Below are 24,304 nucleotides of genomic sequence, written 5' to 3'. Positions count from 1 at the left end.
TTTCGCCGTTGACGCCGGGCCGGGCGCGTCTTTAGCCTGGGTTCAGGCCGGCGGTTCCGAAGAGCCGCGGCCCTGGCTTGAAGACGCGTTTGCTTTGATCGAAAGGATGGCTCTCATGACTCCGCAGCATGCCCCGCAGTTCGGTTCCTCTTCTACGTCCTCTTCCACCTTGACGGTGTTCGACGCGGGGCTGAAGCCTCAGCCCGGTCTGGCTCGCTACACCGGCTTGGGGTTTGCGGCCCTGGTGCACGTGGCCCTGGTGGTGGGTCTGATCCAGGGCTTTGCCCGGCCCGGCCTGCCCAAGCCACCGGCCCAGACCGATGTGCAGGTGCTGATCGACACGCCCAAGCCGCCCGACCCCGTGCGGCAGCCGGTGCCGGTGGATCTGCCTCAGCAGCTGCGCGACATCCCTTTGCCGCCCCAGGTGCCGGTGCCTGAATTCGTGATCCAGCGCGATCCCAGCCCCAATGACATCGTGACCCGCTACGACGGACCGCCGGTGGTGGATTTCACGCCGCGGCCGGCCGTGGTCGAGCCGGTCCTGAACCCGCCGGTGGCCGAGCCGGCGATTCGCCAGGCCGGCATGGTCTGCACCCAGATGGCCCGGCCCGAGCTGCCGGCCGTCAGTTGGACGGGTGAGGCGGTGTTCAAGATCCTGGCCACCGTGCGCGAGGGCCGGGTGGTGGCCACCGAAGTCCTGCTCGCGCGCGGCGCGATGGATGCCAAGACCCGCCGCCTGCTGATGGCGGCGGTGGATGGCACGTTGCGTGAGCATTACGTCTGCCCGGGCAACCATCGTTTCGAGCAGGAGTTCGCCTTCCGCGTCGATTGAGTTGGGGCTCAGAGCGAGGGCGCCTTGCGAGTGCTCTCGTCGTTGTGCCAGCCCAGGCCCGGGACGGGCTTGGGTGCTTCGGGCACCAGCAGCCAGAGCACCAGGTAGGTGATCAGGCCGGCGCCGTGGCAGAACAGCAAGGCCAGGAAGAGCAGGCGCCAGATCCAGGCGGCCGTGCCGCTGACGGCCATCAGGCCACCGCAGACGCCGCCCAGCCAGCGCTCTTCGCGGCTGCGTTGCAGGCGGTTGATGGCTGAGCCCAGGCCGGCGTCGGCCGCGGACGAGCTGCGGTTCTGTGCACCAGCTTCGGGGCTGGCCGCTTGACCCTGCAACAGCCGCTCCTTGGCGCGCTGAAACTCTTCGTCGGACAGTTGGCCGCGTTGATGGAGTTCGGCCAGGCGTTCGAGTTCGTTGCTGAGGGACATGATGGTGGGCTCCGGTCTTGCTTGCATGGCGAGCTGCCATGGAAGCCAGTGTGCGCAAGCAGCCCGCCCCGGGCCAGAGGGCTGCGACGAACTGCAAACTGCGCCGACCCAGCTGCACGCACCGAGGGTGAACCCTAGGTATCAGTCGCCCTGGACCCGCCCCCGCCCCGCCTTGACGCCGCTGCGCAAGGCCTTGCCGGCCAGGCGGCGCTGCTGCGAGCCCCAGGTGGGCTTGGTGGCCCGGCGGGCTTTGGGCGTGTGGGCCACGCTCTGCACCAGCTCCTGCAGCCGGGCCATGGCCTCGGCGCGGTTGGCCTCCTGGCTGCGCGAGTCCTGGGCCTTGATGACGACCACGCCCTCGCTGTTGATGCGCTGGTCCGACAGAGCCAGCAAGCGCTGCTTGATCAGCGGTGGCAGGCTGGAGCGCTGGATGTCAAAACGCAGATGCACGGCGCTCGACACCTTGTTGATTATTGACCCTAGTAGGCAAGGTACTCAAACCGCTAAAGCGCCCCGTTGGCTGCGACTTCCCGGCACTTGAGTAGTCCAGTGTTGCCCCTCGTGCTACCCATACTCAAACCAGAAGCTTTGATAGGGTGACCATGACTGGCTTAGTGGGGCAAGTCCCCGTAAGGGGACGCGTCAGGGCTGTTCGGAGTTTGGGGAGAGCGCGAGAGGGTTGAACAGCCTGTTCATAACGTGTGTGTAATATGTTGATAAGTTGGGGCCGGATTCTCAAGCCGAAACCTTGCCACGGCCCGCCTTCACCTCAGAGCGGGAGGCCTTTGTCTTAAGCCGACGCTGTTTCGAGCTGAACGTTGGTGTTGTCGCTCGGCGAGGCTGCCGCACTAGGCTGACGCACTGGATCATGTCGTTTAGTCTTGCCAGGGCCTCCGTTCGATTTTTCTCGTGGCTGCGCGATGTTTGAACCTTTATGACAATTTCTCCGTCCTTGGTCACGCGATGATCCGAAAGGGAAAGTAGCCGGGCCTTTACGTCGGCGGGGAGACTCGAAGCGCGAATGTCAAATCTCAAGTGGACCGCGCTTGAAACTTTGTGAACGTTTTGACCGCCAGGCCCACTCGAGCGAATGGCGGAAAAATCAACGTCATGCTCGGACGCTCTTGCCGGCATAGGTATTCCTTTTTGGGTTCGACTGACCATCCATTGGCGCTGCTAGGCTCAAACCTCCGCATTGCTGCTCATTGTTTGCCTGCTACTAGCCAGCTCAACCGATGATGCCGCAGAACGGACTCAGTCCACTGTCGCCTCCGCCAGGGCAGCGGCTCCGTTCAGCACGGTATGCTGGGTGGGCGTGGTGCTGGACCTCGAGCCAGGAGCTTCCTGAGCATCCGCCTCGACATTGGCCGGCGAAGGTCGTATCCGTCCGGCCAACTCACCTTGAACGGCCCAGGGCCGGCAGCCAGGACGATGCCCATCAAGCAACCGCGCCTGCTCGCAGGTCACCGATATGCTGCGTCCTTGCAGTTGTTCGACGGGTCGAACGTTGCCGCAGTCCGTTCCTTTCCCCAAATCTTCGAACCGGCGCGTTTGGGGTGCTTGGCGAAATGGCGATTGCGATCCGCGAAGTAGCGGTCGATAGCTGCACGCGCGGCGTCTACGGAGGGGTAGTCGCTGGAGTGGATGATGGCTCGCGCCATGCCACTGAAGACTGATTCGATGACGTTCAGAAATTGCGCGGACGCAGGCAGCGGTACGAGTTCGAGCTTCGGCAGCCCAAGCCCGTTGGCGTTGTGCTTCTCGATGAATGCGAGGAGTTCCTTGGACATGTGCCACGACGCTGCATCCCAGGAAAGGTAGACGGTGCGTACATCCCGGTACTCCTCGATAAGGAGCTCGGCCATCTTTGTCATTTCCTGAGTGTTCTTGGCCCGCGAGTAGAAGTGCGTGACCCGGTTCCGCGACAGCTCCAAGGCGGCCGTCAGGATGAGCCATCCCTTCGACTTCTGCCACTGGGGAACACTGGGATATTCGCCGGGGGCAGCGAGCAAGCGCCCGGGCTTTGCCTTCACAGCGAACGGGCCGAACTCATCAATCGAAAAGAATCGCTCGTCGTCCGCAAGGTTCGACAGGACGGACTGGACGTGGTCCAGCTTCTCTCGGTACTCGGGGTCCGTGCTGGTCAAAACAACCTTGGCTGAACGCCACTTGAAGCCGGCGGCTTGAATGGCTTGCCGGATGACGCCCTTGCTGACGCTGGCGCCGCGACGTGCCAGGGACTCCTGAAGGTCCGCAAGACGCCAGGTGGTCCGGTTGTAGCCGGACAGCGCCGGCGGCTCGTGAAGCAGCGCGAACAGCGCAGAAATGAACAATGGGTCGTCGGCCTTTCTTGGACGCGGCTTTCGCTCGAGCAACGCACTGACGCCACCCACACGGAAGGCTGCAAGGCGCGTACGGACCGTACCGCGCGCAAGCGCCAGGTGTTCGGCAATCGCTCTCTCGGAAAATCCACCCTTGCGCGCCATTGCAGCGAGCACGAGCTTGCGGGCGTGCCCGCTTTGCTGCGCAAGCTCCGCACCCAACGGGTCGGAGCCCGAATTGTCACCTTCTACGCTGTAGAGCCAGTCCTTCCATCGCTGTAGCTCGATGTCGGACCTTTTGGGGGCGCGAGGTGGGCCGGTCTGTTCGGCCGGTGCCTTGGTCAACATGTTGGCCCGCCGGTACCTTGGTGGTGCATCCAACGCCAGCAGGCGCTTGAGGGTGTTTCTACTCATTCCTTCGCACTTGGCTACAGAGCGCATCGACTCGCCATTGACCAGCACTCGGGTGCGCAGACGGCGCCATTGAGCAGGGTTCGAGTACATGGCTCCTCCTGGTGTAGGCTTGGCGCGATGAGACGGGAAACCGGTATGGACGCTGTTGAGGGGCAGGCACCAAGCTACCGAAGCTCTTGGTCAATGGCGCCCGTCGACCGCATCGCAATTGTCCAAGCATGGGGCTCGCCGGGCCTGACGCATCGTCTCGCTCGGGACCTTGGAGTTCCCCAAGCCCTGCTGTGCAAATGGCTGAACGTTTCGCCGAGGGGGCCCGCCGTACGTACCCGGGCTGCCCGCATAAAGGCGGAGCGTCTGCTGGGCCTAGCCAAGCTTGTCGGTGAGGTCGAGCAAATCATGCTTGAGTCGTCCTATCAAGTAGATTTCGATGCCGCGCGCTGGGTCGGTAGGTGGCTGACTGAGCCCCAACCGGCTCTTGGTGGCGCAGCGCCCTGTGACTACGTCGACTGCGGCGACGGTCGCGAATTGCTGTCGACCCTGCTTCGTCAGCAGCAGAGTGGTGCTTACCTGTAACGGTCCGATGCTTCGTCGGACGCAGCGCTTCCGAGAATGCATGCCGTTGATCGGGGGCAGGCCATGGTGAGCGAAGTCGCCAGGTTGTGGGCTGGGCTCGGATTGTTTCCGCTGGAAGTGATTGCGGCATGCGAGGGCAAATCGACCAAGAGCTTTCTGGCCGAAGCAACAGGTCTATCGCCAGCGCACTTGAGCAGCAGCGGGCTGCAAATCAAGAACCAAAAGCGGTTGAGTAGGCTCCGACAGGACTCGCTTGACTATGCCCGAAACGGTCTGGCGGCCAAGGGCTACGCGCCGGATGAAATCGAACAGTACATCGCCGCCTGTCCGGAGACCGCGCTGGCTGGCCTCGCCTACAGACTTGGTCATGCGGGGCCGGCGCCCCTTTCGCTGGCGATGTCCCTCGGCGCACGCTTGGATCGACTGGTACTGGACGTACTCAGGTGCGTCGAGAACGATGAGGTATCCGAGTACCAGTGCCTGTTGATTGACTTCCTGGATGAGGAAAAGCACTTCGTCGAGGACCAAAAGTACACCGCTGATATTGCCGAAATCCGTCGCGCGCTTTCAGCTGCCACCGATTGGGCAAGCCTGCAAGGTCCGTCTGATGCCGTGGTTCAGCATGTTCTGCTCGCGGTTCTTGCCGCCATCGACGTCGAGTGGGGTGCCCGCTACTTCGGCAGCCTTGCGCCGACACCGACCTTCTTGTGGCTCGCCCCGCAGTTTCATCCTGACTTCGATGCCTCGAACTCCAAGGGGATGAAGCGAAACGTCGTCACCCGCCCGGTGTCCAAGCTTTTCGATCTGCTCTGGGCCGTCGCAAAGAGGGGAACCAGCCAGCACGCCAGGTGGCCTGCGAAATCGCCCAACCCATCGGGGCTGGCCGCGGACATTGCCGATGAGAACACAGCCGATGGTGTCATCCGGAAGTGGACAAATGGCGCGAAGCCCATTCGACTCGACCAAGTGGCCGAGCTTTGGGCGAGCCTCACGGCGAACTTGTCAGGGGGAACGAAATTCGAGGTGCCATTCCCATGGATCGCCGTTGCCTTGTGGATGGAACGCGCGCTTGTGAAACGTTCGTCGAAGGAGAACTCCACCAAGCCGGGCACGGTCATCTTTCTGTCGGACATCGCCTACCAAGCCATCTGGGCGGGCCACCGGAAGCGCTGGGCAGACCGACTCCCCGAGCCAGGGAAGCTTCCCTGGCCCGATTGGTTGTTAGCTCAGTCGTCCTGGCCTGACTGGATGCGGTCTTCCCAGTCGCCCGGCCGGCCGCCTTCGCCCCGCGATTGCCAGTAGGCGTCGTTGTTGGGGTTCAGTTGGTCAGCCCGGTTGTCTTCGTTATGCTTGCTGGGCGGCTCGGAGCCGCCGGTACGAGGGCCGGCCGCCATGTCATTTCCCCCCTTTCGTGGCCGCCTTTGATGCGGCGCTTTCGATTCGGCGGACATGTTGCGGTGGCAGGGTGCCGCCACCAAGGGTCTTCGCGTAGCCGGACTTCATTCTTGCGACGTCAGCCACCGTCGGGGCCTGGCGAGGTCCTGTGGGCTTCTTGCTCATCATCTGCTCCTGTTGATGCGGTCACGCCGACCGCCAGGCAACTGTGGCGTGGACCCAGCCAATCCTTGTTCCGGTTTCGTTCAGAAGAGACGGATGAGAAAGGCCCCCCGCCCTCGCCCCGGATGTGCTGCAAGGGTCAGGGTCGCAAATTGAGCATGGCCATCGGCGCGAGACAATCGCAGTAGTCCGCTGGGCTCAACGCTTGGACGCCGCAGGGCGCAGCGACGACCGCCTGGCATAACGCTGGAGGTCGCGATGCCACCCAAACAATTGGAGTCCGAGTTCATCTCCCCCGTCGCTGACGAGATTTCGGCGGTGCTTGAGCACTACCGCTTTGTGTTGCCAAGCCTCGAGGCCGAGGGACGTCGCGCCAAGGAACAAAGCACGGAACTGCAGCAGTACCGAGCTGACGCCCGCGAAAGGCTTGGCCTTGCCATCTCTGACGTTTGGGTCGAGCACTACCAACGCGGCCCCGTGGATCAGAACGAACTGAAGCATCTCCGGACCGCCGTTGCACGCAGCACGATTGGGCTGTCCGGCGAGGAGTTGGAAGGTCTGCTGTCCGTACTGAGGGTCCGCCACTTCTTGCAGATCGCTGTTAACCCTCAGCTTCTTGCCGGAAGCAAATACCACCGCCGTCGCAAGCCGCCAACTGCATGACCGTCGGCGCCAGTCGCGAGAGGGCCGAGCACTTTCAGCCGGATGCGTTCATCCGAGCGGCCACTTGGTTCATGAATCCAGTCAGTTCCTCGACCGCCAGGTCCCAGCCCTTGTTGTCAACGCCGCGTCGTACCTTGGGCAGCAGCGTCACGAGGATCGTCCCCGGTTATTCGGCCAACTTCCGGTGGCGGTATGCGGTTAACTGGTCGACCAAGTCCACGCAAGTGTCATAGCGGGCGTAAAGCTCTTTGTCGGTGCGTCCTTCGACATACCGGCCACTCGTGGCATGCGCTCGCTTAATCTTGCGGCAGATTCTTTGAAAAGTCACATCAAACTCTTACTTAGGGCCAGCACTTCTGAAAGGGTGTCGGGCCCAACAAGTTCGTCGCGAGTACCGGACTTACGCCGGACCCTACCTCCCGTAAAAGTTAGGCCAACAGTGCTGAGCTTTGCCTCGTCGGTTAAGGCCGTTACCAACCGATGCAATGCATCGACTTGCACACCAGGGATTTCCGCTCTTGTCTGATCGGGCAGCGCGGCCTGACCCGAAAGGAGCCGATCCAAATCCGCTCCAGGCTGCAACGTCTTGAACAGCAACTTCGCGCGGGCAAGCGCCCTTTCGGCAATGACCATTCGGTCAAGTATGTCGTACATCGTGGACCGAACATCTATGTCACGAATGAGATCAATCGTAGCAATCGCAGTCGTCTCTGCCGCCCCACTCGGCCGAGGACGCCGGGGGGATTGGGCCGCACTAAGTTCACGCCCACGAGCGTCAACGTAGTGGTGCATCCCTAACGGCTTGCGTCGCTCGTTAGAGATTGATTGCGCCTTAGGCCCAGCATCGCGTCCATATTTCGCCTCCACCATGCGCTGCACGTCGGACAGCGTGATTGGAGTCCCCTTAGCCGCAATCGCATCACATGCCTCTTTGAGACGCTGGAGTGTTTGCCGCCGTCGATCATTTCCTGCCTCAGCTATCAGGCTGTTAAAGATCATCTCGGACGTGGACTGCACCGGGTGCTGCGAAGTAAGAGTGCTCATGTCACAGCTCCATAGAAATGACTTCCGCCTCAACCCCATCTGCCGACTTGTTCGGCAGTGCGAGGCGCTGAACCTGCTTTCGGAGGTCGTTGAGCAGCGCAGCGGCACTGGGATAGTCTTCCAGTTTCTCGGTACCAGATCGAAGGTCGTTGTGGCGCTCATCAGGAACAAGGGTCGTCACGATGCGCCCTAGCATTACAGCGGCCTTGTCGCGAATTGTTCCGCGCAGCTTTAGGAGGAATGGATCGACTCCAGACGCCGTTAACACCTCATTTAGGAACTCTCGGTGATCTGTGAGAGCCGCGGTAGGCCGGAACCCAGGCCAAAAGTCTGCGCCCTCTGCGAGAGACTGCAATAGATTCAACTCAGATTGATTCGTGATCTTGCTTTTGACCGCATCACAGTCGACGCCACCAATGAGCGCAGGTAGGACATCCGAAGTGGAGCTTTGCTCTGCAAGGAAGCTTTCAAAAAGCCTTTCAGCAACGTGTACGTATTGAACCTCGGCGGCCCATTCAGTGGCGACTATGTCAGTTTCACGGTACAGCTCTTCGATGCGAGCCTTAACGCTATGTGTCGGTTTTCCACAATCGTCCAGCCGCTCGCGTTCTTCGTTCAGCGCGCCAATTTCTTTACCCTTGGTCCGAAGCTCGTGTACGAGGCGGTTCGCATTTAGCACGAGCCCTGGCAAAAACATAGGCCCCGTGAGCCGGTAACGACAGAGCGAACAAGCGGCCGCGCGGGGTACCGGGCCGTATCCGAGGGCCTGATTGAGGAAATCCCCCCCCGTTGAACAATCGCCACCCGGGCATATGCCGTGAATCATGACTTCAACTGCGCCATCCCCCTTTCCCCGACGCTCTCTAAGCAGAGTCTTGCCAAAGGCGTCTTCAGGAGCCCGGTTGTTTACGAGAAGCGCTGCCAGTCGCTCATACTCAGCCTCCTCCATCCCGTCAATGCTGTCGAGGTTCTTGCTCAGCAGATCGAGGTGCTTGGATAGTGACTCATTCAGCCGGGCTGCCTTGATCTTGTTGTAGTAGAGGGTCATGACGAGGGTTGCATGACCTGCGACCTCCTGCACAAGGTCCGGAGGCATGCCCGCTTCAATCAGCGCACTTATTCCGGACACCCGAAGTGTGTGAATGTCATACGCGGCCAAGCGCTTTGTCACTGGCGCCTTGTTCGGCCCCTTGCTGACCTCCTTCGTCTCCGTTAGTCGGACCGGCTTGCCTTCTGCAGTCAACACATCTTCGGCATACGCAAGCAATCTGCTCCAGTAGTCAAAAAGCTTGTCTCGACTAATGGGCCATCCCTGTGGGTCTTCAGGGTCTCGGAAAAGTGCAAAAGTAGTCTTGATTCCAGCTATAACCTCTGGGTTCTCTGTCGCGCTGTATTCATGCTTCTCCATGCAATGCACGGGCTTAGCTACGGGGTTGTGTTCAATCTGCCAGTCTCTCAACATCCTCAGGCTTTCCTGCAGCTCAGGCGAACACCATGCAATTTCATAGCCCGATGCGCGGTCAACCGACGTTTTGTTCGTGTTGACATAAATTCCGAGCGTCGGCGTTCCATCTTTGGCATCAAAGAGGTAGAAAAGCCCTTCTCGGCGCTTGACGGTGGCTGTAGATAGCGGGTTTGGCTGCAGTTCCAATCCGTCGGCGCCCGCAGTTGCTATCAATTCGTCGCCTTCGCCTGAGTCCAGGAAACGCGCTTGAAATCCGCGCAACGGGAGTTGCAGGAGCAGGTCAACTATGACTGCGAAGCCCGGGAACCATATCGGCTCATATTTCCCTTCGGCGTTGAGCGTAGACCGATGGTGTGCCTCGAAACTCCGTGATAGAGCATAGTCGTCCTGCCTATTCAATTTCCTCAGAAGGTTCATCAAGTCACGACCCATCGGCCGTCGCGGGCTTTTTCCTCGAGTAAAAGGGACCTTGAAGCCATCAAACCGAATGTTCACTGGGTTGGCAATATCTAGCCGGTCTTCTTCAATAATTGCTTGGAAGCTCCAAGACAGCCTCAAAAGATGTGCATTGGACGTTTCAGGAATTGTCCCGTCTCGGGACAGATGAGCGCGAAAACATTGGCTGTCGGACAACGCCTTGCCATCATTGATATGTTCACGTCTTAGCTGAGAGAGGGTGTCCACACGCGCCCCGCTCATCGCGAGCCATACAAGAAATCTCTGGAGCGTGCTGACCGTATTGCCGACACTCTTAATGGGCAACTTGGCTAGCAGCGTCGCGAAACGGTCTCCCCACGCAATGACGTGCGGCATGGGGCTGTAAGGGCCGGCGAGCCCTTTCGGAAAGGTACTCTTTCGGTAGTCTCGCGTATCCAGACGAGTCCACGCGAAAGGATGTTCAAGCTCAGGGTTAAGGCTCCTCCTAGGCTTGAAGGTTGGCAGCTCTTTGCGTCCGAGGCCGTCTCGCAACGGGCGATAAATTCGATGAAGCATGTCAACAACGGCACGGTCGAAGCGCTGATTCATCAACGCGTATGCTGCCTCGAACAGCTCAAGGCTCACATCATCTGCCGTCCGCAATGTGGATGCGAGAGTAAGCGTCCTGAATGCCACACGCAGGCGAGGGAGAACGGTCGCAGGACTCTTGGCAATCGCGTCAGCGTGCGCAACCGCTAGGGCGTTCCAGGTTGCATGGATTTCTGGGCTCGTTAGCCGATCTTCAATGTTGCCTCTGACATCGCCAATGATTGGTTGAGAGGCGAGCGGAAAGAGGACGATGCTATGTTGTGCGAGCCAATAGAGGAACAAATCCGGAATCGAGCAGCGCATGAAGTTCCGCGAGCTTCGCTGACGCGACCGCTCGTATGCGGACCTGGCGATCAACGCGTCCAAGAAGGAAGAAGGATCGCGATTTTTTTCGAATGCCTCGGTGAGCCAACCGAACACAAGGGCATCGCGATAGACCGGTCTCAGCAACGCTCCGATAGAGTCAAGACTGGTTCCCATCGCTGCAAGCAGGAAACTTTTCTGTAGTTCCAAGGGGGCGTTGAGTAGTCTCGTTGAGTCCGGTGAATCGGGCTCCGGTTGGACATCCTTCAACACTTCCCAAGCATTGGGCGGGACGGCATCTACGCCAATCACATGTAGGCTCGCAAGTGTGGGGCGCTGTCCATTCTTTGCGGACTGGCCTTTGACCTTGGACCAGGTCAGGCCAAACAGGTAGTCTCGGCCGGGAACTGGCGCGCAAAGGTATTCGCGTAGCCACGCAAGCTGGTGACGCCGAAATTCCTCTAGGAGCTCCCGAAGCTCATCTCTTGTCGGCACCCGTAAGACGCGATGATTTGATCCCCTGTTCAGCCAGGTCTGCTGGCCGCCGAATGAAGTGAAGCTAGCGACGTCGCTCATGACGCGCTCCATTGGCTAAGGGCAGGGGACATCCTCTCGTTGAGTAGCGCCGAGGATTGACCGTAATTTCCTTGACTCATAACGGAGACGTGATGCATTGCCTTACGAATCTCCTCTGGCGTAAGTCCGAGCCGTTCGAGTCTTGCCTTGTAGAAATGTCGAAGGCCGTGAACTCCTTCGTGAAATCGGCTGACATCCGCGCCAATGCGGGCGCATGCGCGAGCGAATGCCTTGCGAATGTTGCTCATCTTCATCGGCTGCCCAAATTCCTGTCGATGCGGGTCGTCGTTGATTGCAAGATAAGGATGACTGCCACGAAGTGCTTCAGGCATTAAGGGCAGGACTCGATCCCTGAGTTGCTGAAACAGGTCGTAGTAGGCTCGAGCCCAGCCTCTATCAGCCCAAAATATCTGAGAGATGAGTAGTTCTTCGTTGTCGAAGGCAATGCCTTTCCACCCCGCCCACAGCGGCTCGGACTCCAACATGGGTCTGGGTTTGAGTCCATATTGCAGCCAAAGGTGCTGCAACCTGTCTGTGACGCCAGGGCGCGTATCTCCAACAAAGCGAGACTGGGAAGGATGGGCTAGGACTACCAGCGGAACGTCGGACGCTTTATCGTCGGGGAAGAGCACCGGCCGGTATCGGCCGGGTAGCACGTCACAGCGCCATTCCTGAAGGATTTCAGAGATGCGCGGGCCACCGTAGGCCGCCTGAATGAAAACCATCCGCTGAACGATGCTCGGTGTTGACGAGACCAGGTCTTCGATCAATGCAGCCGACATGAAGGTCTTGCCCATACTCCGTCGACGGACCACCTTTTCCTGAAGCTCGATTTCAGGCTTGAACTTGGCCCAGTCTCGCGTGCCCGCGACGTGTCGAAGGAGCATCGAACTCTTCCGAACCAGTTCCCGACTTACTGATTGGAAGCATTGTCCGGAGACGTCAAACGGGAACTTGGCCCGCATGGGGACTAGCGGCCAGTGACCGTACGTTTCGGCGCAAAACGTCGAAAACAGACTTAGGTAGTGTCTGTCTCGCCGCACGGTCTCCACTTTGACCGGAAGCCAGGAGAGGTTGTCAGCGTCCGCGCCCAAGCCTCTGCGGCGACGCAAAAATCCTGCGACGACCGCGGCCAGCGACTCAGGGGAAACAGATGCCGATCCTTGGACTAGGTGTATGTAGTCATGCAGCAAGGCCAGAGTGTTCGCAATACCTCGAAGCGTCGCCGCCGATTCGCCTCGGATAGCCAGTGTCTGCATGAAGGCGACAACCTCTTCAACAATTCGTGGAGGGCCACCAACTTCATCCACAACGAATACAGGTACCAAGGTGGCATCTTTGCACCGCACAAGGAAGTACGAAGCCGTCTGGGTCTGACCGCTTGTTGATGCCACGCTCTCCATCGCACTGGACTTGATAACCCGTGATGGGGAGATGGTCATGGCGCACTTGCTCAAAGGCATGCATCGGCGTAACTGAAAGGCGGGCTGCTGCCAGCTACGGATGCCACTTCTGACCAGGCGTGTCTTTCCGTCCAGTGAACTCCGTCGTTATCACGCATGCCCAAGTTTCCCAATGCACCCAACATTCGCTTTCGTCCCCTCGACGACAAAAAATGTGTAGGATTGATCCGTCTCGGGATGAGACGGACCTGCCCAAACCAACTTCCGATTGGCAATTTATGACCCCGCATGACGGGGGGGCAATGTTTGTAGAGGGGTGTTTGGCAAAGGGATAATTTCGCGCTATGCGGGTCGTTGCGCGTGTGCGACAAAGCGGCCTCCCATTAGCCGGCGTACTCCTCGTGCCGCAGGTCATGCGTGGCCTCCAGGACTTATATGGAGCCGGCGGCCTACAGGCGTTTTTCTGCAGGCAGGCTTTCTCGCTGGCCTAGCACATGGCTCGGACGTCGCGGATGCCCTGAGCTGGCAGCCGCTCCTCGACCGTGATCCAGTGAGTCGCAGAGGTTTAGCGATAGCGCGACGCCGAATGGGAGTGCAGCCGACTTCACTCAGGCAACCTCAAGCCGGTCGGGCGCCCGGAGGCTCACGTCGATGACGCTGTGTGCAAGGGCGCCGGCCTGACGGCGAACCAACTCGGCGAGGAGGATAGCTGCGGCATAGCACCCCACAAAGGAAGCTCCGACGGACCTCGTGGCCAAGGTCGTAATGCCGCAAGGGTCGCGGCCAGACTGCAGAAGCTCCAGGTACGCGGGCGCGAGTTGAGGCAAGGCTCCGAGGTCGTCGCTAGCCCAGACTCTCGAGGCCGACGACGCGCCCGGGAATCCCCGCACCCGCAATGCCCTGAAGTCTCTGTGACCCGAGCCTAGCCCGGCGTCCAAGACCAGAGAGAAGCCGGCGCCCTCGCAGACTCGGCGTGCGCTAGGGTTGTCCACGCCGAAGAGCGCAGTTGTTGGCTCGCCGGCCGCAAGGCGGGTGTTTGCGTCAAACCGCCGCTCAACGATTCGCGTATCGAAGCCACGTGCCTCCATCCAGTAGGCCACGGTTCTGGTCTTCTTGCTTCCGATGTCGTTCGGGCTCGACAGCACCGAGGTGGTCAGAGTCGACTGCGTGATGATGTCAATGTCCTGCAGAACCAGTCGCGTGAAGCTGCTGCGCTTCATCATGCTCAACGTCCAGCAGTAGGCTTGTCCAAGGTGACCAAGTCCGACGACCCAAAGGTCGCCACCAACCGCACTGCCAACGTTTTCAGGAGGTTGCGCTGCATCGGCTTTCATCGACCAGAGGGACATCGCCAGAGGGCGGCGCCCCGCATACGGGTTGTCGCTACGGAGCAGGGAGAAGGCCTCACTCACAGCGAGCGACGCGGCTGCGATGCAGGCCGGCGCGAAGACTTCGTGCCTGGATGCGGGGGCCGGACCGATGCCAAAGCTCCAACCCGCTGCCCAAGGCTCCAGCGACGTGCGACAGATCGGACCTGGACAACGCCCCACTCGAATTTCCGGCCAGGCCTCTGTAGGGATGCAGGCGGCGTTCACACCTGCCCATTCGACGAATGAAGCCAATGTGGAGCCTTCAAACCCAGGCAAGTTCAGCGTCAAGCTGAGGTCACCGACGATGTGGACATTGCCCTGAAAGCTCCTCGCAGCGGTGTTAATAACGGTCAGCGCCATGATCTGAAGCCCGCTGTCTTGCGCGACGTCTTCGCCTAGCGTCAGGCACACGCCGTAGCCAGAGAAAGTAATGATCGCCTCGTCGATAGTCGCCACCTCACCGCTGTCGACGAGCATCTTCATCAACCGATGGAACGAATCTGCATGCATGAAGGTATCCCCTTTAAACCAAGTGAATGCGTGTCTCGGCCTCGAGGTCCAGGTAGCTGGCCCAACTCTTCGCGCCCAGGTAAACATTGACGCTGACGGAGCGGGGAGTCACCTTGCCCTGCGCGTAGCGCGGCACGATCAACGCCATGTGCCCGGCCTGGGACACCATCGGGTTCGTCCGGTCAGACAGGCTTTGATACGGCCCTCGCGGGTGGGTATGCACGTCTGCAACCACCATCTGCTGGCGGGCAGCGCACACGGCCCACAACCTCGTGAAGGCTGCTGTTCCCAACCTCACGTAGCCCTTCGTCAAGGCTTCCGGGTCGAGGTCGTCGTACGGCACCCAAGAGTGCACATGCCGGGTATTTCCCTGCACCTGTCCGAGCAAGAACGCCCCCGACTCTCTCCTTCCACCCCCGCGTTGGCGGAGGTCCGCCATCAGGTCGAGCCACGTCCCCTTCGATACTTCAAGCCGGTTGGAGTTCATTGCTCTGCAGAACCTCGTGGATTGCTTCGACGTACTGGACAAGCCCGCGCGCGGGATTCCAGATGAGGTGCGGCAACTCGGAATACCAGTTGTCGTGACCCACGATGGACTCACGATCACAGGGGATGTAGAGCGCAGCGCCGCCCTTCCAGCCAGGGTTGAAGACCTGGGACACGCGGCCGCCGCGCGGCCAGAGGTTTCCAGGGAGCTGCTGCTGCGAACTGCGGTCCCAGGGTGTTCCTTGAGGCGGTCGCGCCGGGTAGCCGCTGCAATCGAATCGGATGCAGGTTGGCCGCCCGTCGCGGTCGAAAATCTCAATGAAGGCGAACGGCCAGGCGAGAGTGACCAGTCGCCACCTTCCGCGACTGACCCCCGCCTTGAAGCGGCCCTGAGCGAGGTGCGCCTCCAGCGCTTGGAGTTCCTGGTTCATTGCGTCCTCTTAGCCGTTGACGCGAGGAGCAGGCACGAGGTCGAAGCTGACCGATTGCTGTGGCGCCTTGACCAGGCTACCGAGGTGCACATCCGGGTCCGGGCGGATGTCAGTGCCGGCGATTTGGAGCATGAGCTCCGCTGCGTCGGAGGCAACGATGCCGAACTCATCTGTCGCCCAGCGCTTGACGCGAGAGATGGTGGCGTTGGGACGGAAGGTTCGGTGCGCCTCACGGCCGGCGTAACGAACGTTGACCGTGATGGCCTTGAGCCGGTGCAGGTGCAGACGCAGGCCGTCCACGATGGCCTCGAGCTTGTCGATAGCGCCCTCGTCGTCATCGTCCTCGATGAAGAGGATGAGCGCCTCGTGGTGCTCGCTGGAGGGCATGCGTGCCAGGCAAGCCTGGCGCAGGTCATGCTTTGTGGCACCCTCGTGGAGTTCGAGAACCTCGACGTCGGAGAGCAGTTCGGACTGCAGGAAAACTTGGGTCATGGTCTTCTTTCAGCGGGCCATGCAACATGTGGCCCTCACCTACTCAATCGACGCATCTCTCCCAAACCCGAATTGCTCTTACCTCGAAAACCTCAGGTGGATGGTAGGGACGGGCAGACATACGAGTACGCGCAACGCGCGCACGGATAGCGGCCTCCGCTGGGATTGAAGTCGCCGCTCGCGAGCCCCTGCGAGCGCGTCGAGAGCAGCGACCTATCCGCCACGTAGATAGGCGTAACGTCCCGCGAAGTACCTCGACTTAGATCAAGCAATGACGCGGCGACTACTTTGCCCCCAATGGGGGTGAGGTGCATCAGCTGGCCGAGGAACTTGTCATGCCGTTCGAGCGTGGTTTTCGATGCGCTGTAGAAGTCAACGCAATGCAGGTGCCATCCGCCAGGTGCACGGATCACCACACCCCATGGCAGTCCAATCTCAAGGCTTCGAACGTCCGCTGAAGCCTGAAGGAACTTTCCTTGGAGCCCCGATAGGTAGGTTGAACCGCTCACGGCTGACGCCCAGGCTTGTGACCAAAGCTGGGGGTCGGCACTCGTGTCCGGAAGGCGCGCCTGCGCCCAGGCCCGAGCAAAAGTCTCCGCAAGCCTGTCGTACTGATTGGCTTCGGCGAGCTCCTTCAATGTTCGCCGTACCAGCGCACGAGCCTGCAGCGCCGGATTTGGCGACAGCTCTTGGCCCAGCTCGAAGCCAAACCGATAGAGATACTGACGTGGGCAGCGGTCATAGGCCATGAGTTGCTCATGTGCAACGTAGGCCGGCGCAGTGCCGCTTGTCGGCTTGGTAGCAGAGGACGTTGCGCCTTTCCCGATGGGCCCATCTTGCTCGATCAGGCCCCCACTTTCCACTGCCTCCTCAAGCGCAACTACATGGTGAAAGGGGAACTCCTTGCTGTTTTCGTAGATGGAGATTGCATCTTTCGCGCGTGAGACGGCGACGTACAGCAGGTTATGTTTCTCCACCTCCACTTCGAACTGGTGCTGTTCCACGGTGCTGCGGATAGCTTCGGGCGGCAACAACGGGTTAGCTTCATCGTCGCCGGCAAAGTCGCGGCCGTTGACACACGCGAGATGCACAGCCTGGAACTCAAGGCCTTTGCTGCCGTGGACGGTCAGGACTCTGACGCCTTCCAGTCCGTTCGTCTCAGGCGGCAGCTCGCGGTCCACGTAGATGTCGCGGACTTGCTGACGCAGTCGGATGCGGTGGAGCAATCGGAACAGCGTCGTTCGCTTCCTGTCGCCATCGCCCACGCGGGCCATGTAGGCGAACTGCCACTGAGCCAATCTCCGAAGGTGCCCATCAATTGAATGGTCGTCGAGGTCTGCAAGGAGGAATCGTCGCTCAAGTAGCAGCTCGCACAAGAAGTCCCAGGGACTTGAAGACCAGGAGAAGCCACGCATCAATCTAGCGAGGGCACGTCTGCTTGCGTGCCCGCCCCGCGACAACGGAACCTCGCTTGAATTGACCCACTCCGCTCGGTGAAGCGAAGAGTCATCGGTAACGGCCTGAAGGGTCGCCATGATGTCCGCGGTGCCCATCTTTGGCTCGACGAGCTCGCCGATGCGTAGCAAGGCCCGCGGGCTTCGTTCGACGACCAGCTGAATAAACGCCAGCAGGTCCTTCACCTCCTGACGCTCCATCAACTCGCCAACGTACACCACTGGGATGCCCGCTTCCTTCAGCTCCTTGGCGGCTGCGGCAACGACAGCACCCTTGCGGGCTAGTACCACCTGGTTTCGCAGCGCAATTCCGTCTTTGAGCTCCTGCCGGATGTTGTTCGCCAACGCGGTCCACATTGCAGGCCGAGACGTAGACCGGTAGATGACCGGTGGGCGCCTGCTGGGACCTCGTTTGCACTTGGCTTCGGTCAGCGGAAACTTGTCCTGTAGGGGGTGCACCTCACCGGCGAATGCGGTGAGGTCGATCACCTCCTGCACGCTGCGTCGGTTCTCAACGAGGTCGTACCGCTTCGCGCGTGCGAAGCGCCGTTCGAAACCCAACAGGGCATCCAAGGATGCTCCGCGCCAGTGATAGATCGCTTGGCGGACATCTCCCACCACCCAAAGGGATTGAGCATTCCTGGACAGCTCTGCGGTCATCGCAAGCATGGCGGAAGTCAGGTCCTGAAACTCATCCACCAGCACATGCTCGTAGCGGTCAGCGACATCAGTGAATTTCGCTCGGTCCACTGCTATGGCCTGCGCTGGCATGGCCACCAGGTCGACGAAGTCGACAACGCCTCGCTCTTGAAGTGCGTCCTCGTAGGTCCGTGCGACGGTCGCTACGTCGCGGAAGCGAGCCCGTTCTATGTCGTCATCCGTCGTTTCCAACGCGGCTGCGAGGTACTCGTCGATGGGAACTAGCTCTTCCTTGACGCGCAGCGCGGTCTCGAGGACCGGTGGCAGCCATTCGTAGGGGTCGTCGGTGCGCTTGTAGAACTCGAGATGCGCGTTCGCCAGCGCCCGAGCTGTGAGCGTCAGCTGGGTAATCTTGTCCGCTACAGCTACGTCCTGCGACACATTGAAGTGCTGGAAATACTTGCGTAGGAACTCCAGTCCGAAGGCATGGAAGGTGCCTGCCCAAATCTCGGACGCGCCTCTGACCCCGGCCCGCTGCAGCCTGTCGACCAGCTCCGCCGCGGCCTTGTTTGTGAACGTGAGGACCAGAATCTTGCGTGGATCGACGTTGTCCTCCTCGATGAGCTTCTTGACCCGATGAACAAGCGTAGTCGTCTTGCCGGTTCCTGGGCCGGCAACTACATGGACGTGTTTCTCCGTCGCGTAAATGGCCTTTAACTGGTCCGCGCTTGGCTTTGGAAGGGGCCCTGGAGGCAGAGGCACGTAGGGTGGCAGCAGCACCGCATCCAGCACCTGTTGCCGGGCAACCTCCAGCGGAATGCCCAGGTCCTTCGCGATAGCTCGGGGTCCTTGGCCCGCAAAGAACATCGCACGAGCAACCTGGCGCGGCAACAGCAACTCTCTGCCGAAGACGTTCTTCTGCAACTCGTCGCGTTCTCTTGCCCCGTAGGCTTCGACGTGTGCCGCCGTGGGTGACGCCGGCACGAACTCCTCAGCGTCGCGATGGAGGTCGTCTTCATCGACATCCGGATCGAGCCTGAAGTGCCCCAACTCATGGGCAATGAGATATGCCTGCTTGGGCCAGTCGTAGTCGTCGCGGTAGTAGATGAATCCTTCATTGCGCCTAAGCGTCGCCTTGGCGCCCCGCAGAACTCCGCTGGCCTTTGGCACTGGTTGAATGCCAAGCTCGCCGATGACCTCTTCGACCCGGGACAACAGGTCTTTCGAGGAAACCGGCGACCCCGCCTGCTTGCCCACCAGCTCTTCTCGAAGCTTCAACGCCTCTTCACGCGCACGCAGAAAAGGATTCACCTCAGTCCATCTCTTTCTCCAGGTGGAGCAGGCGAGCGGCCTCCTCCCCGGTGATCCCAGCATCCCTGACCGCTTGCTCCCAGCTCACGGGCTGCCGAAGAGCATTCGGTTTGCCATCCGCCTTATAGGACTGAACCGGCTGGTTCTGGAAGTTCAAGGCGAACACCTCCGCCAGGGCCGTCATGCGCACCTGCAAGGTCTTAGCGAGGCGCTTCACGAGCACGTACGGGGCGGAGAGTTCTCCGGCAAGCATCTGGTTGAATAGGTCGACACGCTCACCCAGTCCAATTTCTCGCGCATATCGGCGTGCAATTGGCCCCCGACATACCTTCAGCGCGGTCTTGGCTGCCGCGACCGGGACACTACTCAGGTGGACGGCGTTGAGCATCGCGCTACGAGTGGCGTTGAACAGTTCGACATCCAATTCCTCGGCATCAAAGTCAGCGTCATCGAGCGTCAGCATCAGCGCGGTATCGGCGATCTGCGCCGCATGCTCCGGATTCGCAAGGGTGAACGCCTTCCACTGCTCCGAGGAGGGGAGCGGGTTGGCCGCAAGGAAGGCTTCAATCAGGTCCGAAGCTTCACTGCTGGCCGAGCGCGTCATGTCAGTCATGCCAGTCTCCATTTCGCAGCGCGTTCAGCGCCGCCGTCACATACTTTTGCACTGAGCTCTCGCCCAGGCCCATCACCTTGCCGGCTTCCTTGTGCGTCATGTTCTGATGAAAGCAAAGGAGCACTGCAGTTCGCTGCTTGTCCGGCAGCGAGAGAACGGCACTGCGGCAGCTTGCGAAGAGTTGCTTCTGCTGCAGGGCGGCCTCGGGGGTGAGCCCAACCTCATCGGGCACCTGGTCAGCCAACGAGAGCTGGTTTCCGTCCTCGTCCTTTGGTGCCAGCTCACCGTCCACCGACGGCGCCTTGTTCTTCAGCGCCGTTTGCGACTTGAACCAGTCCAACAGCCGCATGCCGACGAACATTCCAAACCGGACCTCGGCAAAGCTCACCTCAGCTCGACTCCGGAAGATGCGTTCGCGTACGTACGCCACGCCCTCCACCTGCGCCTCGCTGCTGCGCGTCACCACCTTGAACCATTTGAGGTTGCGGTTCAAGTAGCCCTTGAACCCGATAACCAGGCGCTCGTTTAAGGCGATGGCGATGGCATTCCGCACTCGCGCGCTACCGCCATAGCCGTTGCGAGCCAATGTCACGAGCACTTCCGATGGGATGTAGCCCGCTAGGCTGTGCTTTTTGATGGCAAGCGCTGCGAGCAGCTGGTCGCTGTCCATCTTGAACACCTGGGCCAACCAGAGCTCGTGCTCAGGCAGCCGCTGGTAGCTTTTCAGGCTTTCCGCGTCGTCTGCGTCGATGTCGACGTCCGCTTCATCTACTGCTGCTGGAATCATGATTTCCTTCTCGTCGTAGCACCCCGATGCCCTCCCATGCTCTGTAAATCGAGGCATCTCCGCCGAATCGGAATTTCCGCAGGATTCTTAGGGTTATTGATTTCCCCCAAGCTGCTGCGCAGATGAGCTGCGACTACCCTGGCCGTCCTGGGCTGCTAGTCGTGTTAGTCAAAGGCAACTCTATGTGCGCCGAGGCCTTTGAAGCCAGCGCAAGCGCCGACTTGGCAATCCCTACGGCTTCTTCGTTGGATGCAAAGTACCTCCAGAATCCGCGACGGTCTGATGGGTCAGGATCAAACATCGTCTCGAGCTGCGATGCCGAGAGCCCAAGGGCTCGGCCGACAATGTGTTCTATGGTCGCGGCAGCGTGCCTTGCCGACTTCGGCTTAGCGCCTCTTACCCTAGACTCGTGCGCCCAGGGAACCGTCGTAGTTTGATCTTTCGTCAACCCACTGCGAGGCTGTGCGACGCAAATGCTCCAGGCGCAATGCGCGACGAGCTCAAGCTCGGAATGAGTCAGCTGCGGCCAAACGAAGCCCTCGAGAATGAACTTGTTGAGGTGCAGACCGCTCGTGAGGCGTCGGGCAACCCAATCGAAGACAAGCGAGTTGAGGATTCCGAGGCCCGCAAAAGCAGCCACGTAGCTCTCGAACTCCAGCACAGGCGCCGTATTGCCGCAGCGCCAAGTCTCGGGCACCCAGGTAGCTATCACTGTTCTAGTGTTTGTGGCAGCCGTTACGTCGCAGATAGCTATGCGTGGTGGCGCCGCTACGGCCGGCGTTGTTACGTACTGTGGCTTGCACTCTCCAAGAGAGTCTTCGCCGTTCTCTCTCCACTCTGCTGTTCGACCGCTTCCAGATACCCAGCTCTTTTGGGAGCAGTCGAATGCTCCAACGGACCGGCCCTCTAGCAGAGGAACCAACATGTTCCCCTTAGTGTCCAAGAAGGTTCCATCCCCGCAGGCATGAAGTTTCAGACTACTTACAGGTCTGAACTGATCCTTGGCCAAACTAAGGTCCACTTCCCGTCGATACGTAACTTTTCCAAGCGCTCCACCGTCGAACAAGGGGGTGCCCTTGGACAACACCACTCGGAGCAAGTCAAGTTCGCGTCGCTGGGACAACTCGGGAATGATGTGGTACTTACGACCGATCAGGCTTATGTCAGAACGCTGAAGCGCAATATGGGGCGCGTCGACCTCATCCGGCTCAACGGCGAATCCACGGACGCTAAGCTGGCGGGTTCCTTTGCGTGAGCGAGTGGCCGCCAATAGGCCGAACTTGTAGCGCCCATCAATCGGGAAGTATCCCGCTCGATTCTCGTAGCTTGTCCAGCGCGCAATCTCAAACTGGCTGAAGTAGCGCTTGCGTAAGTCTGTGAGACCTGCATCGGACGCAAATGCAGCTGGCAGAAGGGCACCCAAACGGCCGCCGTCATTTAGCAGATGGGGGGCCAACTCGACAAATGCCTTGAACAGATTTCGGTCACCAGACCCCTGAGCGGTGAACAGTGCTGGCAAGTCTGGATGCCCCTCTGCCGGGTTGGAGAGTCTGCCGAGCGTCGCCGCCCTTTCTTGCGCGTGCTCTTCGTCGGCATCTACTTGGTGCCGCAGGGACTCCCATGGCGGATTCATCAGCAGAACTTCGAACAAGTCCTGCTTCGCCCACCAGTCGTGCGTAAGCGCGTTACCCAAAACGATGTTCTTGGCAACCTGCTTCAAAGTGACGCCAACCGACGCTCCTGCGAGCCAAATCAGTAGGCAGCACAGTTCGCGCGCTCGTGGGTCCAGCTCCATGCCGTGCAGGGACAGGACGAGCCTCTTACGGTCGGCATCGGTGGCGGTCCTGCCTCGCAGCTCTAGCGCAGCAAGCAGAAGGTTGCCAGCGCCAACGCTTGGGTCCACGATGCGATATGTGCCGCTCGCGGGAAGAGATTTCAGCGTGATTCGCGCAAGCGCGCTCGCAAACGAGTTGTGCGTCGCATAGGCCCCGAGCGACTTCTGAGTCGTTGACGCTCTCTGGTACGCAGCTGCCCACGAGTGCATGCCTTCAGCACTTGCTCCGAGATGACTGGCCTCAAGGGCGCGCTCTGCCAACCTAGCCCAGAGTAACGCGTCGGTTGAGTAGTCGGGCAACGGTGTGAGTGCGAGTTCCCGAACGATTCTTTCGGCGGTGGCCCCACCCCAGTTCGATTTCCTATTGGTAGCGCTAGAGTGCCGCGCAGCTGCGGCAATGGACAAGTTGCTTAGGCGGAAGGAGTCAGATGGGCAGACTTCGCGAGCAACTATGTGGACCGCATCCCAAACCGAACTCATGCTGCCACCAACTGAACCGAGCTCGCAGCGCCGCCCTGGCCGCCGCTCAACGCTGCAATGAGCTGTGCAGCCCTTGAATCGGCATGCGACGGCGGCGGCCAACGAAACATATCGAGACCGATTGCGATGAGGCGTGATGGGCGGCTCTGGAAGCCGGAAACGTTCCAAGACATGGGGGGGAATTTTTCGGGGTATACAAGCACGGCTGTCGATGCGCCGCACGCGGCCGCCGTGCTAAGGCTTTGATAGATGTGCTCGCGGCTAGGAACGCTGCCGTCGAAGCGCGCGTACTTTGCTTCAAATGTCGCCAGCAATTGACCGTCACGAAAGAGGCGACCATCCGGCTCGGGAGAAAAGGGGCGCTGAGGAAGGGCGCCGGAGGGAGTGAGCAAGGGCACGGACCCTTGCATACGGTACGTATAGGTGTGCCCGCTGGCACGCTCCACCCTTTGAACATCGGCCAGGGTCTTTGCCAACAAGGTCTCGAGGAGAGGCCAGGCCTCGATAGCTAGACCAACGCCGGTCAGACTCCCGCTGGCGCCAAACAGCGAAGTCCTGGTCAGGATCGCCTTAGCGAGAGACCAGGCTGGCTCGTAGGCCTTCCACTGCTCAGGGAGGGCTAGAAGCGTGCTGGGCGCGACTGGACGCGACGACATGGGTAGGCCAGCGGAAAGGTCGCGTGACACAGTATGGAGGCCGTTCCTGACTGTCGGGTCCGCGGAGATGTGGGCGAGCCTGTCCGCGACATGCATCAGCCCTCGGGTGTACGGGTTGTCCTGTGCTAGTTCGGTCCGGCTGACCGGAAACATGTGCGGCCGCCACGCGGCCGCTCTTGCCCAACGTGTGACATCCAGCTTCCCGTGAAGGTAGGGCAGTGTTCTTGAGACACGCTCCATCAGAACGATGGGCCCGTCCTGACGGTACGCCCTCTGCAGTCGGGTCAAGTAGATTCGCGCCAGGGCCTCGAGCAGATTTTTGTGCAGCGAGGACGTTCCGGCCCGGCGTTGGCCTGCCACTTCAATGTCCTCACTCCCGGTCAGCAGCCAAGTGGCAGCGGCTACCCAATCTGTCGAAGTGGGAACTTTCGGTGAGACGTGAATGAGCGCGCCGCCACCGAGGTCGATGGTTCCAATGACATTGGAGATTCTGAATGTGCCGGCACGCTCATGGAGTATTTGAAATCGCGGGTTGAGCTGAGCGCGCACCCGTTCAGCCGACTGCCGAAGGCGCTGGGCATGCTGCAGGTCAAGGGAGAACTCGTCTCCTTCGCGAACGTCCAGTGGGAACAAGAGGCC

19 protein-coding genes and 2 pseudogenes are annotated in these 24,304 nt (G+C 60.3%); 5 read left to right on the top strand and 16 right to left on the bottom strand.

Annotated elements, in window-relative coordinates; genetic code table 11:
• Positions 1 to 115: 115 nt before the first annotated feature.
• On the top strand, positions 116 to 832 hold the full coding sequence (locus tag OOB33_RS02010; protein ID WP_271007447.1) for a hypothetical protein: 717 nt from the start codon (positions 116 to 118) through the stop codon (positions 830 to 832).
• An 8-nt stretch (positions 833 to 840) separates the two neighbouring features.
• Here OOB33_RS02010 and OOB33_RS02005 read toward each other — a convergent pair whose 3' ends face one another.
• The 4 genes and pseudogenes from OOB33_RS02005 to OOB33_RS01990 form a co-directional block, all read right to left on the bottom strand.
• Positions 841 to 1,257 (bottom strand): PspC domain-containing protein, encoded by a 417-nt coding sequence (locus OOB33_RS02005; protein ID WP_171826727.1) that lies wholly within the window; start codon positions 1,255 to 1,257, stop codon positions 841 to 843.
• 141 nt (positions 1,258 to 1,398) lie between these two features.
• Positions 1,399 to 1,737, bottom strand: a pseudogene (arfB, locus tag OOB33_RS02000) (alternative ribosome rescue aminoacyl-tRNA hydrolase ArfB); the annotation flags it as partial.
• 255 nt (positions 1,738 to 1,992) lie between these two features.
• Positions 1,993 to 2,391: an alternative ribosome rescue aminoacyl-tRNA hydrolase ArfB gene (arfB, locus tag OOB33_RS01995; RefSeq protein ID WP_226882496.1), complete on the bottom strand. Its 399-nt coding sequence runs from the start codon at positions 2,389 to 2,391 to the stop codon at positions 1,993 to 1,995.
• A gap of 329 nt (positions 2,392 to 2,720) precedes the next feature.
• Positions 2,721 to 4,082, bottom strand: a complete 1,362-nt coding sequence (locus OOB33_RS01990; protein ID WP_271007446.1) for an IS630 family transposase — start codon at positions 4,080 to 4,082, stop codon at positions 2,721 to 2,723.
• A 27-nt stretch (positions 4,083 to 4,109) separates the two neighbouring features.
• Between OOB33_RS01990 and OOB33_RS24490 the strand changes: the two genes are divergently transcribed.
• The 3 genes from OOB33_RS24490 to OOB33_RS01980 all read left to right on the top strand — a co-directional run bounded on the left by OOB33_RS24490 (position 4,110) and on the right by OOB33_RS01980 (position 6,785).
• Positions 4,110 to 4,565, top strand: a complete 456-nt coding sequence (locus OOB33_RS24490; protein WP_442952982.1) for an antitoxin Xre/MbcA/ParS toxin-binding domain-containing protein — start codon at positions 4,110 to 4,112, stop codon at positions 4,563 to 4,565.
• A gap of 36 nt (positions 4,566 to 4,601) precedes the next feature.
• Positions 4,602 to 5,867, top strand: coding sequence for a hypothetical protein (locus OOB33_RS01985; RefSeq protein ID WP_271007445.1), 1,266 nt, complete (start codon positions 4,602 to 4,604; stop codon positions 5,865 to 5,867).
• A 513-nt stretch (positions 5,868 to 6,380) separates the two neighbouring features.
• The gene (locus OOB33_RS01980) at positions 6,381 to 6,785 is read left to right on the top strand and encodes a hypothetical protein (RefSeq protein ID WP_271007444.1); all 405 of its coding nucleotides are present in this window, start codon (positions 6,381 to 6,383) and stop codon (positions 6,783 to 6,785) included.
• A gap of 324 nt (positions 6,786 to 7,109) precedes the next feature.
• On the opposite strand, the gene OOB33_RS01975 is transcribed toward OOB33_RS01980, so the two are convergent.
• The 10 genes from OOB33_RS01975 to OOB33_RS01930 all read right to left on the bottom strand — a co-directional run bounded on the left by OOB33_RS01975 (position 7,110) and on the right by OOB33_RS01930 (position 20,695).
• Positions 7,110 to 7,829, bottom strand: coding sequence for a hypothetical protein (locus tag OOB33_RS01975; RefSeq protein ID WP_226881085.1), 720 nt, complete (start codon positions 7,827 to 7,829; stop codon positions 7,110 to 7,112).
• A 1-nt stretch (position 7,830) separates the two neighbouring features.
• Positions 7,831 to 11,199: a VPA1269 family protein gene (locus tag OOB33_RS01970; protein WP_271007443.1), complete on the bottom strand. Its 3,369-nt coding sequence runs from the start codon at positions 11,197 to 11,199 to the stop codon at positions 7,831 to 7,833.
• Positions 11,196 to 12,641, bottom strand: coding sequence for a hypothetical protein (locus OOB33_RS01965; RefSeq protein WP_271007442.1), 1,446 nt, complete (start codon positions 12,639 to 12,641; stop codon positions 11,196 to 11,198). The genes OOB33_RS01970 and OOB33_RS01965 overlap by 4 nt, the downstream gene beginning before the upstream one ends.
• A 569-nt stretch (positions 12,642 to 13,210) precedes the next feature.
• Positions 13,211 to 14,482 carry a hypothetical protein gene (locus OOB33_RS01960; protein ID WP_271007441.1) on the bottom strand — a complete coding sequence of 424 codons (1,272 nt, stop codon included), beginning with the start codon at positions 14,480 to 14,482 and terminating at the stop codon, positions 13,211 to 13,213.
• Positions 14,483 to 14,495: 13 nt separating this feature from the next.
• On the bottom strand, positions 14,496 to 14,969 hold the full coding sequence (locus OOB33_RS01955) for a Mov34/MPN/PAD-1 family protein (RefSeq protein ID WP_226881089.1): 474 nt from the start codon (positions 14,967 to 14,969) through the stop codon (positions 14,496 to 14,498).
• Complete coding sequence (locus OOB33_RS01950; RefSeq protein ID WP_271007440.1) at positions 14,950 to 15,399, bottom strand: DUF7665 family protein; 450 nt, start codon at positions 15,397 to 15,399, stop codon at positions 14,950 to 14,952. Before OOB33_RS01950 ends, OOB33_RS01955 begins: the two co-directional genes overlap by 20 nt.
• A 9-nt stretch (positions 15,400 to 15,408) precedes the next feature.
• Positions 15,409 to 15,891, bottom strand: a complete 483-nt coding sequence (locus tag OOB33_RS01945) for a hypothetical protein (RefSeq protein ID WP_271007439.1) — start codon at positions 15,889 to 15,891, stop codon at positions 15,409 to 15,411.
• Between the two features lie 92 nt (positions 15,892 to 15,983).
• Positions 15,984 to 19,295, bottom strand: a complete 3,312-nt coding sequence (locus tag OOB33_RS01940) for an ATP-dependent helicase (protein WP_271007438.1) — start codon at positions 19,293 to 19,295, stop codon at positions 15,984 to 15,986.
• Between the two features lies 1 nt (position 19,296).
• Positions 19,297 to 19,908 carry a hypothetical protein gene (locus OOB33_RS01935; protein ID WP_271007437.1) on the bottom strand — a complete coding sequence of 204 codons (612 nt, stop codon included), beginning with the start codon at positions 19,906 to 19,908 and terminating at the stop codon, positions 19,297 to 19,299.
• Positions 19,901 to 20,695 (bottom strand): sigma factor-like helix-turn-helix DNA-binding protein, encoded by a 795-nt coding sequence (locus OOB33_RS01930; protein ID WP_271007436.1) that lies wholly within the window; start codon positions 20,693 to 20,695, stop codon positions 19,901 to 19,903. The genes OOB33_RS01935 and OOB33_RS01930 overlap by 8 nt, the downstream gene beginning before the upstream one ends.
• A 964-nt stretch (positions 20,696 to 21,659) precedes the next feature.
• On the opposite strand from OOB33_RS01930, the gene OOB33_RS01925 reads away from it, so the two are divergent.
• Positions 21,660 to 21,950, top strand: a complete 291-nt coding sequence (locus OOB33_RS01925) for a hypothetical protein (RefSeq protein ID WP_271007435.1) — start codon at positions 21,660 to 21,662, stop codon at positions 21,948 to 21,950.
• Positions 21,951 to 22,310: 360 nt separating this feature from the next.
• Here the strand turns inward: OOB33_RS01925 and OOB33_RS24485 are convergent.
• Positions 22,311 to 22,739: pseudogene (locus tag OOB33_RS24485) on the bottom strand (N-6 DNA methylase); the annotation flags it as partial.
• Between the two features lie 266 nt (positions 22,740 to 23,005).
• Complete coding sequence (locus OOB33_RS01920) at positions 23,006 to 24,298, bottom strand: 5-methylcytosine restriction system specificity protein McrC (RefSeq protein WP_271007434.1); 1,293 nt, start codon at positions 24,296 to 24,298, stop codon at positions 23,006 to 23,008.
• Positions 24,299 to 24,304 lie beyond the last annotated feature (6 nt).

Source organism: Paucibacter sp. B51 (assembly GCF_027863535.1).
In the GTDB taxonomy this organism is placed as follows: domain Bacteria; phylum Pseudomonadota; class Gammaproteobacteria; order Burkholderiales; family Burkholderiaceae_C; genus Paucibacter_A; species Paucibacter_A aquatilis.
Note: the sequence above shows the minus strand (reverse complement) of the source record. Positions and strands in the feature narration are given on the sequence as shown.